This window comes from Pyruvatibacter mobilis, assembly GCF_012848855.1.
Lineage (GTDB): Bacteria > Pseudomonadota > Alphaproteobacteria > CGMCC-115125 > CGMCC-115125 > Pyruvatibacter > Pyruvatibacter mobilis.
In genome coordinates this window covers 2,041,111-2,051,079 of the sequence record NZ_CP051630.1, presented here as the reverse complement: position 1 = coordinate 2,051,079, position 9,969 = coordinate 2,041,111, and the positions used below count along the sequence as shown (strand labels likewise).

Genomic DNA, 9,969 nt, shown 5'->3' with positions numbered 1-9,969 from the left:
GTCGTCCGGATACGCCGGTCAGCGGTCGTCGTTGTCCAGCGACGGCGCCGCCGTCACCGAGGGGCCGAGATCGCCAAGCGCGGCCATCAGCGCATAGGCCGACCGCAGCCGCTCGAAGCGTGCTTCAAGTTCCGCGCGGGCGGCGCTCCGCTCCTCGGACAGGACGAAATAAAGATCGATGAGGTCGCGGCGGCCGGAGACGAATTGCGCGTCGTAGACACGCACCAGCTCGGACGTTGCCGCCAGGCGGCTGGCCAGCACCGCATGGGTGGCCGACTGCGACCGGAAGGTCTCAAGCGCCGTCAGCACTTCAAGCCGCACGTCGCGGGCCGCATCATAAACGCGGGCCAGCGCCGCCTTCTCCCGGTAGCTCGCAGCGCTCAGGTCATAGAAGGCGGCCCCGCCGGTCGCGAACTGATAGGTCACCCGCAAGCCTGCGTAATAGTCGTTGTCGCGGCCGGTAATGCCTTCGATATTGTCACCCTTGCGGGCACGCAGCTCGGCATCCAGGCGCGGCATCAGCGCCGCGCGCGTCACCCGCTTGCTGCCGCCGGCAGCCTCCGCCCGGGCCCGGGCAGCCGCCAGCACCGGATGAGCGGCTTCAGCGCGCGCCAGTGCCGCGTCATCATCAAGGCCTACAAGCTCCACCGGAGGTACCGGTTCCACCAGCTCGCCCGGCACATCCCCCACAAGTTCCCTGTAACGCGCGTCCGCCAGCGTCACGTCGCGCTGGGCTTCCAGGGTCAGGAAGCGCGCTTCCTCCACCTGGCTGCGGCCGACCACCACGATGGAGCGCAGGCCGCGGTCCACTTCGGCGCGCTTCTGCAGCTTGTCGAAGATGTCCCGCGCGCGGGCTTCCTGCGCGGAGAAGATCTCAAGCCGCTTGCGCGCCTCCAGCGCCCCCAGAAAGGCATCAGTCACTTCAAGGGCAATATCGTTGCGCACGGCGCCTGCCTCGAAGGCTTCCGCCTCCGCGTCGGAGCGCGCTTCAGACACCCGCGCCGGCGTTGCCAGCCCGTCGAAGATCGGCTGGGTCACGGTCACGGAATATTCCCGTGCCGTCAGCGTGCGGTCGAAGGTCGGCCGCTCCGTACGCTCGTCGCGGAGCGAGCCGTCAAAGGAAATGGAGGGGAAATAGCCGGAGCGCGCCGCGCCCACCGTCCTGTCGGCGGCCTCGGCCTCCAGCATCTCAGCCTTCAGCTCCGGATGGGACCTGATGGCGATCTCCATCGCTTCATCAATGGTGATGGCATGGGCCGGCGACGCCAGCGCCGCAAAGGCGGCGAGGGTGGCCAGCAGGCCCGTGCAGCGGGCGCTTGTCTTGGCAAATTCGGAAATAAGCCGGGGGGATGCGGAAAGGCCGCCGCTCATTTTTGCCTCGTGAGACTGTCGTTGATCTCCGGGCATTCAAATGTAAACAGACGATTAATTCAATAAAACCAATGGAATATACTTTACAAACGCGATCAAAATATCATCTCTCAATGGGAATCATTACAATGGAGGGTATTTATTACTTGTATTTATGATATGTATTCATGGGATGAATAGAGTTATGCTTCACCCATGCTGGCCGCCTTTCGCAGTCACCCTCACGCGGCCTACACTTGGCGGTTGATTCCCGCCTTTTCCCTCTCCTCTGTATCCGGGTGCGTACGTGAATTTCCGAGACCTCGACCTCAATCTCCTGCTGGTGTTCAACGCCATCTATGCGGAGCGCAGCATCAGCCGCGCGGCCAAGAAGCTGGGCATGTCCCAGCCCGCGGTCAGCAGCGCGCTCAAGCGCCTGCGCCATTTCACCGGAGATACCCTGTTCTACAGGTCGGGGCAGGGCGTCGCGCCCACCCGCGCGGCCATCACCCTGGCGGTCCCCATCGGCCATGCCCTTGATTCCGTCGAGCAGGGCCTGTCCTCGGTCCGCAATTTCGATCCGGCAACCTCTGACCGGGTCTTCCGAATCGCCGCGGCCGACATCATCCGCCCCACGGTCATCCCCGCGCTCACCCGTGTCGTGCGCGAGGAAGCGCCCAATGTGCGGCTGGAATTCGTCGTGCATCAGGGCGGTGCGGTCATTGAGGCATTGCGGGCCCGGCAGCTCGACATCGGCTGTGTGCCACCCTTCCTGGTGGAGGAGGACATCCGGTCAGCACCGGTCTGGCGCGAGCGCATGGCGCTCGTCGTCTCCCGCACCCACCCGCTTGCCAATGCCGGGTCGGTCACCATCGACCAGCTGAAGGAGATGGAATTCGTCTTCACCACCCACCTGCCGGCGGTGAACCAGTACATCAACAGCTATTTCGAGCAGCATGGCGTTGAGCGCCGCCGCGCCTGCACGGTTCCCGACACGGAATCGATCTACAAGCTCGTCGCCCTGACGGACATCGCCGCCGTCACCGGCCGCAGCTTCGTCAACCATCACAACATCGACGGCCAGCTGGTGGTCCTCGATATACCGTTCGAGCTGCCGGAAATCGACCTGCACCTGGCCTGGACACTGGCCGCCGACAGCGACCGCGGGCATCAGTGGCTGCGCGAGCGCATGCTGTCTGTGCTGCGCAGCGCGTCCCGGGTGATGAATTTCGAGGTTATCGCAGGCGACGAGGAAGACGGCACCGCCTGATACGGACCTTCCGACACGGGCCTTCTGACACGGGCCTCACGCCACCGCTCAGTCGTTCACCCATTTGGTGAGCTGCGACATGATGGTGAGGTGCACACCCAGCACCAGGGTCGCCGCTGCGAAGTGAAGCACCGGCACAAGCCCCGGCTCATGCCAGAACAGCCACAGCCGGTCGCCCATCACCGCCAGCGCGCAGATGGCCGGCACCATGCTCAGCGCCGTACCGGCGAGGAACCGCCAAAGGCTGATCTCCGAAGCGCCCGCCGCAAGCGTCACCACTGAGAATGGCACCACCGGCACGGCCCGCAGCGCGGCAATCCCCGTGGCCCCGCGCCGCGACAGGTGCCGCACGATGCGCCGCATCCGTGTGCTGAGGAAATTCTTAAGGACGCGGGATTTCATCCGCCGCCCGGCAAGGAAGAACACAAGCGCCGACGCTGCACCGCCTGCAAGCCCCGCAGCGATGCCTCCCTGCCAGCCGAACAGGAACCCGCACACGGCCACCATCACGCCGAGTGGGAAGGCAAAGACGCCCAGCACCACCATCACGAGAGATATCCCGGCGAGCAGCCACGGGCCGGGCGTCCAGCGCGGCAGGCTTTCAAGGCCCGTCCAGTCCCCGATCGGCGTCAGCGCAATGAGCGCCGTCAGCACCAGGAGTGCCACAGCGGCAAGCGTCGTGCGCACCGCTGCTGCAGCACCGGAGAGGGCAAGCTCGTTGCCCCCGTGGGAGGATCGGGCATCCGGGCTGTCCCGCCCCTCGGGATCATCCGCCCGCCGCAGCACGCCCAGTTCCTCGAAGGCCAGCCGCACCTTGGCACCCAGAAAGGCGAGCGTCGGCGGCGGGGATGCGGGATCACCCACCACCGACAGGGCATGGGCCAGCGGCGTGTCATGGGCGTCCAGCTGCTCGCTCTTCACCAGCCTGCGCGTCTCGTCGCCCAGGCGCCGGTCTTCCAGCGCCTGCAGAATGTCGTCTGCCTCGAAGATCGCGCGGGCCGCGTCTTCATCGCCGCCCAGATGTTCGCCCAGCAGCCGCGCGGCGATGGCGCCCACGCGTGCTACCTGGTCCTCATCCCCCGCATAGATCGTAAGGTCGCATTCGCTGTCGAGGCCAAGGGCGCGGTTGTTGAAATTGGCCGACCCGACGCGCAGCATCCTGCCGTCTACGATCAGCACCTTGGCATGCACCATGATCTGCGCCGTGTCGTCGTCATTGATATCGCCGCCGCCATCCTCCGGGCAGGAGATCGGATGCACCAGCATCACCCGGTCGCCCAGCCCGGCGTCTTCGAGATGCTGCATGGCGCGGTAGCGTCCCGCATTCATGCTCAGCTCCTCCACCATGCCCGGCAGCGTCTGCGGCATGATGGCAATCAGCACCAGGTCCGGCACGTCCTTCATCCGGTCCGTGAGTGCTTCGATCAGCACGTCTGCGGTGAAATACTGGTTCTCCAGGTAGATGTAGCGCTCGGCCTGGGAAATCATATCGAGATGCAAGAGCTCGATCTCGCGCCGCTCCTCCACATGCCGGAACGGGGCGCGGGTGCGAGCGATCCCGATCTCAAGATCCTCGAAATCCGGCTCCAGGCCCTCGGGCCAGCGGTCATCGGCGGTGTCCTCGCGCGGCCGCAAGGCGGGGCCCTTGCCGATTGCGTTCTGCCAGCGCGCGTCCACAAGCTCTGCCATGGCATGGGCCGCGTCGCCGCTCACCACCATCTGCACGTCATGCCAGGGCGCATAGCGCTCGCCCTCCGGCGTCGTGCGCCTGTCGTCATCCGCCGGATGGGTGCTTTCATCCCACCGGCCGGTGGTGAGGTCGATGCCGCCCACAAAGGCAATCTCGTCATCAATGATGACGATCTTCTCATGGTGGCTCGCGCCAGGCGGCAGATGCCCGTCCAGCTGGGACGTGATGCCCGGATGCCCGCGCCAGTCGAATTGCAGCGACGGCAGCCATTCCCGCTCCAGCGCATAGATGAGCGCGAAATCCCATTGCAGAAGCGATATGTCCACGTCCGGCTTGTCGTCGGCGATGGACTGAAGCACGTCACACAGGCGATTGGGATTATCCGGGTCCTGCGGCGTCAGTTCCGTCCGCCCGTCAATATCCCACCCCACGATCTTGATGGAGTGACGCGCCTCGGGGAGCATCTTTGCCAGCATGCCGAAATAGCCGTCGGCATCCACCAGCACCGCCGCCCTGGGCGTATGCGCCCATCGGTGGATGTCCTCAGGCCGGTCCGGTGCCGTGAAGCGTGTGCCCATTGTCTGGGTCCCCTGTTCGCGAATTATCGCGTCAACGCAAAACGGCGGATGCCGACATTCATCGTCTGCATCCGCCGTTGTCGTGTCGTCTCTGCCCGGCGGGTGAGGCCGCTGCGGGCATTGTCTGGCGGCAGCTTAGTTCTGCAGCTCTTCGACAGCGTTATCGATGTCCTCGCCGGCTTCCTCGGCCGGGCCGTCCTGGTCGCAGGCAGCCAGCGCGGTGATCGGAAGAACGAGGCCGAGAACGAGAAGGAAGCGTTTCATTGTGATGTCCTTTCTGAATGATGGATCGTGACGTCAGGCGTATGCAAGGTCGTGCCGGTTACGGTCGCGGGGCACGGCCGCGGACCACATGCATGATCAGGCTGATCACCAGCAGCACGAGGAACACGAAGAACAGGATCTCGGCGATGCCCGCAGCGGCACCCGCCACACCGCCGAAGCCCAGCACGGCGGCGATGATCGCGACGATGAAGAAAACAACTGCCCAGTACAGCATCTCTAACTCTCCTTTGGGGATGCGCCGCCCGGTGTTTGAAACCGTGCCGCCCTGGGTGGGGCGGGCTGCTGCATCCGTCATGGCCAACAGCGCGTCTGCGCTGCCTGCCAATTAAACCCGCAGGCCGATATCAGGTTCCCGCGGAGACAAAAAAGTGCGTAAGGCAATCAGCGAAAAATAAAAATCCGCACACGGAGAATGTCCGCGTGCGGATTTCTGTTTGTATAGCCCTTTGGTCTAGCGCGTCTGCACGCCGCTATAGTTGAACGACACGAGCTGCTCACCGGCCTCAAGCGTGTCCGGCGACAGTGCCGACAAGGAGCGCTCCCACCGGTCGTGCCACGCCTCGGCTTCGCCCGTGTCAGATGCAAGCCCCGCCATCACCCAGCCCTCGTAGGAGAGCTGCAGTTCAGCGGTGAGATAGGGCTCGGCGTCGGCCGCCTCCGAGGTGATCACCGCATAGGTCTCGTGAAACTCATCGGGCAACGCATTAACCGAAGCATCCTGCGGCAGGGGCAGGGCGTAGGCTTCCGCGCCGTTGCGGATGTCCCGCGCGCGGGTGTCGAAGTAATAGGTGCATTCGGTCTTTTCCACCGCCGCGCAGTCGCGCGCCTGGGTCTCGAAAGCGTCATGCAGCGCCACGACGAAGTGGGCGCCGTCATCCAGCAGGCCCGCGCGGTCAAATTCCTCGGCGCCGGTCGCGGTGCTGCTCAGACCCAAGCCGAGGGCAACGACACCCGCAAAGGTGAGGGCGCGCGCCGGGGCGGCGAATGGGGCGGTAAGTCCGGTCCTGTGTGCTGCTTCATATGCCATGCCTATCAAACACGGCAGGCGGCCCTGGGTTCCATGCAGTGAGTCGGGGCAGATGCCCTAAGCCGCCGGAACAAAAGGCGATTTTGGCGGTTTCCCAGTCATCTCGCGCCGTGCATCGCCGTCAGAAAAGGGCGGCGCAGGGCGCATGAACCGACACAGATTTGAACAGATAGAGAGACAGAAGGAGAAGCCGATGTCGTCCGACGTTCTCAAAGGCAAATGGCACGAACTCAAGGGCAGCGCCAAGCAGAAATGGGGCGAGCTCACCGATGATGACATCGACCGCGTCGATGGCAGCTTCGAGGAACTCGTCGGCACCATCCAGAAGAAATACGGCAAGACCCGCGATGCCGCGAAGAAGGAAGTCAATGACTGGCTGGCGTAACCGGGCCAACTGAATGCCGGCCGACTGAAAGCCGAAAGAGGAGAAGCACGTGCTTTACTGGGTGATAGCGATATTGGCGCTGACGGTCGCAGCCGCAGCCATCGGGCTTGGCGGCCTGACGGCAGGGTTTGCCTGGATCGGTCAGGCCGCGCTCGCCCTCGGCGTGCTGGGGATGATCGGCGCCTTCCTGGTGGATGTCGCCCGAGAGCGCGACAGGTTCACCGATGGCCGTAAACACTGAGCCGCAGGAAGTTCACGACACAACCCGCAACTGGCTATTGGGCGGCCTGCTGCTCTGCGCGGTGCTCACGCTCATAGCCGTTGCGGCCCCTGTCGCCACTCCCATCCTTATGGCCGCGTTCCTGGCGTCCGTCCTGCGGTCGCCGGTGCGCGCGCTTCTGCGTTTCAATGTACCCCGGCCGCTCGCGGCCGCGGCGGTGTTCCTGGGCTTTCTCGCAACGCTGATCATTCTCGTGGTGACGCTGTATGAACCGGCCTCCCGCTGGATTGGCGAAATCCCCAATGTCATCACCAAGATCGAACGCAATCTGACGCCCATCCGCGATACCATCGAGGAAGCGCAGAACACCGCTGAACGGCTCGAAAAGGCGACCGAGCTGTCGGGCGCTGCGGTGGTGGAACCGGTGCGGGTCAAGCAGACCTCGCTGCTCGAGCAGGTCTTTGAAACATCGCGCGTCTTCCTTGCTCAGGTCGCCGTTACCCTCGTCCTCGTTCTGTTCATGCTGGCCTTCTCAGCGCCCCTCCTGCCCACTGCTGTCACCGACAAGATGGGTGACCGTGGCCGCAGGCTGCGCGAGAGCCTTGATGAGATCGAGGTGCAGATGTCGCGCTATATGGGTGCCCTGGCGCTGGTCAATCTCGTGGTCGGCCTGCTCACCGCCGGCGCCATGTATCTGCTCGACATGCCGACACCGCTCCTGTGGGGCGTCATCGCCGCCGTGCTGGGGCTCGTTCCCTATGTGGGTCCGCTGATTGTTGCCACCATCATCGGCTGTGCCGCCATGGTCACTTTCGACACATGGACGGCCATGCTCATGCCGGTCCTCGCCTATGTGGTGATCAATCTCATCGAGTCCGAGCTGGTGACCCCCATGGTGCTGGGCAAGGTGCTGATGCTGCACCCGGTCGCCATCTTCATCTTCGTGCTGTTGTGGAGCTGGATCCTCGGTCTCGCCGGCGCTTTCCTCGCCGTGCCTATCCTCGTCGCCTGCGTGGTGACAGCGCGCAGCCTGATCCTTGACGACGGGGAGACCCTCGCCGATGTCATGGTGCGCACGGGCGGTCTCAGGCCGGTGTTCCCGGCCTCCGCCGTGCGGCGTCCCGGAGATGAAATGTAAGGGGTCGCCCGCGCTATTTGCGGCGCGGTTTATCGAGATCGAGACCCTGGATGATCCCCAGCGCAAAGGCGGTTGCCATGCCGGTCACGGGCCGCGTCGTGCAGACACGGGACAGGGCTTCGATCTCGGCAGGGGAGGGGGCACCGGATAGGGTGGCCGCCACCATGGAGAGCGGAATGCCCCCCGCAGCGGCTGCCGGTGCCGGGCGCGCCGCATAGGCCTGTCCGATGAGACCTGCCACCAGCCCCATGAAGGCCAGGAAACCCGCCAGGGCAAACGGCACTGCCACGGGCGGCAGCCACGTGCCGAACCACACCGCCACGCCCCAGATGAGGGCAAGGAGGCATCCCAGCCCGAACAGGCCTGCGGCCATCCAGGCGATGATTGGTCCGGCACGCATGGCGTCGTCCCTATTTCAGGAGGCGGGCAGCCAGAAGACCAAGACCGAAAGCCGCCGCCACGGAGGCGATCGGGTTGTCCTGCACGACCTTGCGGGCGGTGTCCGCCTGTTCGGATGCAGCAGCGGACATGTCCTTGCGGGCCTTCGCCGCACGGGCGGAGATGTCGGCCATCCGCTCATCAAGCTGGGCCTTGGCTTCCGAGGCTGCAGCGGAGCGCAGCGAACTCACGTCGTCCATCAGTGATTTGAGGTCGGAGCGGATCGCGTCCATGTCAGCCTTGACGGCGTCCATCTGCTTGCCGGCGTCGTTCACGGTCTTCTCGGCGGTAGCCATGTCTGTCTCCTGTAGCTGGCGTGGCAGCCCCGCGGCTTATGCGGCGGGGGCGGTCAGCCGGCGGGCGGTCTGCTTGAAGAACAGCGCCTGCGAGATCGCGGCACGCACGGCGGCCGGCTGGAAGGGTTTGGTGATCAGGAAGGTCGGTTCCACCTGGCGGCCGGTCAGCAGGCGCTCGGGGAAGGCGGTGATGAACACCACCGGAATGTCGAGCTCCGCGAGGATGTCCGACGCCGCGTCAATGCCGGACGATCCGTCCGCCAGCTGAATGTCGGCCAGCAGAATGTCGGGCTTCTTCTGCGCCACCAGCTTCTGCGCCTCGGTCCGTGTCGCGGCAACGCCGGTGACATTGTGGCCGAGCTCCTCAACCAGACCCTGAATATCCAGCGCGATGATCGCCTCGTCTTCGATGATCATCACGTCCGACCGGGTCAGCGCCTTGATGGCGTCGTCCGCGTCCTTGATCAGCGCGCGGAAGTCAGCCTCGCTGAGCCCCATGATCCTGGCGGCTTCCGCATCGGAGAAACCCTCCATGGCGGTCAGCAGCAGGGCCTGGCGGCTCGGCGCTGCAAGGCTCGACAGCCGCTCATCGGCAATGGTGAACCTGCCGCTGTGGTCCGGCGCGGCGGTGGGCACATCCTGGCCGACCGCGTTCCAGACGGCGTGGAACAGCTTGAAGCTCGAAAACCGGGCGTTCCCGGCTTGTTCCCACTGGTTCGGGTTGGTGACCAGTGTCTCCAGCATTACCCGTACATAGGTGTCGCCGCTGGCCTGCGAGCCGGACAGGGCTCGGGCATAGCGGCGCAGGCTCGGCAGATGCGGGCCAATTTCCTCAGCCAAAGACATGTGGAATTCCTTGAAAGCGTTAAACGATGGAAGGAAAACCGGGCCCGCGAAAAAAAGTTCCCCCGTCGCGGAACTTTTTTCTGGCAGCCGCGTTTCACACCCGTACGAATACGCTAACCGCCCTGCCCGGGTCGCAAGGAAACTGTCTGATGTCCACTGAGTATGAAACGCGCAACGGCGCCGGCGCTCCGCCGGGAAACGGTGCTGCCAACGGGTCTGAAAAGACCGGCGCGGCCGCCGAAAATGCTGGCCCGGCCCCTCGCAAGGACTGGCTCGGCGACCAGCTGCGCGACCTCTACTCGTCATATGCGGAAGAGCCGATCCCCGATGATCTGGCGTCCCTTCTGGACAAGCTTGATGAAACCGAGCCTGGCGGTGTCCAGGCGGCGCCAGGCCGGAAATCAGATGCGTCTGATCCGTCCTCCGGCAACGAGGCGCAGTAAATC

At 64.6% G+C, this 9,969-nt stretch carries 13 protein-coding genes; 5 read left to right on the top strand and 8 right to left on the bottom strand.

Going from position 1 to position 9,969, the window contains the following annotated elements; all coding sequences use genetic code 11:
• Window positions 1-18 precede the first annotated feature (18 nt).
• The gene (locus HG718_RS09570; RefSeq protein ID WP_160587282.1) at window positions 19-1,371 is read right to left on the bottom strand and encodes a TolC family protein; all 1,353 of its coding nucleotides are present in this window, start codon (window positions 1,369-1,371) and stop codon (window positions 19-21) included.
• A 286-nt stretch (window positions 1,372-1,657) separates the two neighbouring features.
• On the opposite strand from HG718_RS09570, the gene HG718_RS09565 reads away from it, so the two are divergent.
• On the top strand, window positions 1,658-2,620 hold the full coding sequence (locus HG718_RS09565) for a LysR family transcriptional regulator (protein WP_160587283.1): 963 nt from the start codon (window positions 1,658-1,660) through the stop codon (window positions 2,618-2,620).
• A 48-nt stretch (window positions 2,621-2,668) separates the two neighbouring features.
• On the opposite strand, the gene HG718_RS09560 is transcribed toward HG718_RS09565, so the two are convergent.
• The 4 genes from HG718_RS09560 to HG718_RS09550 form a co-directional block, all read right to left on the bottom strand.
• Window positions 2,669-4,888: a VTT domain-containing protein gene (locus tag HG718_RS09560; protein WP_160587284.1), complete on the bottom strand. Its 2,220-nt coding sequence runs from the start codon at window positions 4,886-4,888 to the stop codon at window positions 2,669-2,671.
• Between the two features lie 135 nt (window positions 4,889-5,023).
• Window positions 5,024-5,152 carry a hypothetical protein gene (locus HG718_RS15700; RefSeq protein ID WP_280179169.1) on the bottom strand — a complete coding sequence of 43 codons (129 nt, stop codon included), beginning with the start codon at window positions 5,150-5,152 and terminating at the stop codon, window positions 5,024-5,026.
• A 58-nt stretch (window positions 5,153-5,210) separates the two neighbouring features.
• Window positions 5,211-5,387: a DUF1328 family protein gene (locus HG718_RS09555; RefSeq protein WP_027840044.1), complete on the bottom strand. Its 177-nt coding sequence runs from the start codon at window positions 5,385-5,387 to the stop codon at window positions 5,211-5,213.
• Between the two features lie 237 nt (window positions 5,388-5,624).
• On the bottom strand, window positions 5,625-6,200 hold the full coding sequence (locus HG718_RS09550) for a hypothetical protein (RefSeq protein WP_160587285.1): 576 nt from the start codon (window positions 6,198-6,200) through the stop codon (window positions 5,625-5,627).
• 193 nt (window positions 6,201-6,393) lie between these two features.
• On the opposite strand from HG718_RS09550, the gene HG718_RS09545 reads away from it, so the two are divergent.
• From HG718_RS09545 to HG718_RS09535, 3 genes are read left to right on the top strand one after another with little or no spacing between them, the layout of a single operon-like run.
• Complete coding sequence (locus HG718_RS09545) at window positions 6,394-6,585, top strand: CsbD family protein (protein WP_160587286.1); 192 nt, start codon at window positions 6,394-6,396, stop codon at window positions 6,583-6,585.
• Window positions 6,586-6,634: 49 nt separating this feature from the next.
• Window positions 6,635-6,826, top strand: a complete 192-nt coding sequence (locus HG718_RS09540; RefSeq protein ID WP_160587287.1) for a hypothetical protein — start codon at window positions 6,635-6,637, stop codon at window positions 6,824-6,826.
• Window positions 6,810-7,943 (top strand): AI-2E family transporter, encoded by a 1,134-nt coding sequence (locus HG718_RS09535; RefSeq protein ID WP_160587288.1) that lies wholly within the window; start codon window positions 6,810-6,812, stop codon window positions 7,941-7,943. The genes HG718_RS09540 and HG718_RS09535 overlap by 17 nt, the downstream gene beginning before the upstream one ends.
• Window positions 7,944-7,956: 13 nt before the next feature.
• Here HG718_RS09535 and HG718_RS09530 read toward each other — a convergent pair whose 3' ends face one another.
• The 3 genes from HG718_RS09530 to HG718_RS09520 are packed head-to-tail and all read right to left on the bottom strand — an operon-like array spanning window position 7,957 to window position 9,523.
• The gene (locus tag HG718_RS09530; RefSeq protein ID WP_027840048.1) at window positions 7,957-8,343 is read right to left on the bottom strand and encodes a hypothetical protein; all 387 of its coding nucleotides are present in this window, start codon (window positions 8,341-8,343) and stop codon (window positions 7,957-7,959) included.
• Between the two features lie 10 nt (window positions 8,344-8,353).
• Window positions 8,354-8,677 carry a DUF883 family protein gene (locus HG718_RS09525; RefSeq protein ID WP_027840049.1) on the bottom strand — a complete coding sequence of 108 codons (324 nt, stop codon included), beginning with the start codon at window positions 8,675-8,677 and terminating at the stop codon, window positions 8,354-8,356.
• A gap of 36 nt (window positions 8,678-8,713) precedes the next feature.
• Window positions 8,714-9,523 (bottom strand): response regulator, encoded by an 810-nt coding sequence (locus HG718_RS09520; protein ID WP_160587289.1) that lies wholly within the window; start codon window positions 9,521-9,523, stop codon window positions 8,714-8,716.
• A 149-nt stretch (window positions 9,524-9,672) separates the two neighbouring features.
• On the opposite strand from HG718_RS09520, the gene HG718_RS09515 reads away from it, so the two are divergent.
• A complete protein-coding gene (locus tag HG718_RS09515; protein WP_036263516.1) occupies window positions 9,673-9,966 on the top strand; it encodes a NepR family anti-sigma factor in 294 nt (97 codons plus the stop codon).
• Window positions 9,967-9,969: the final 3 nt, after the last annotated feature.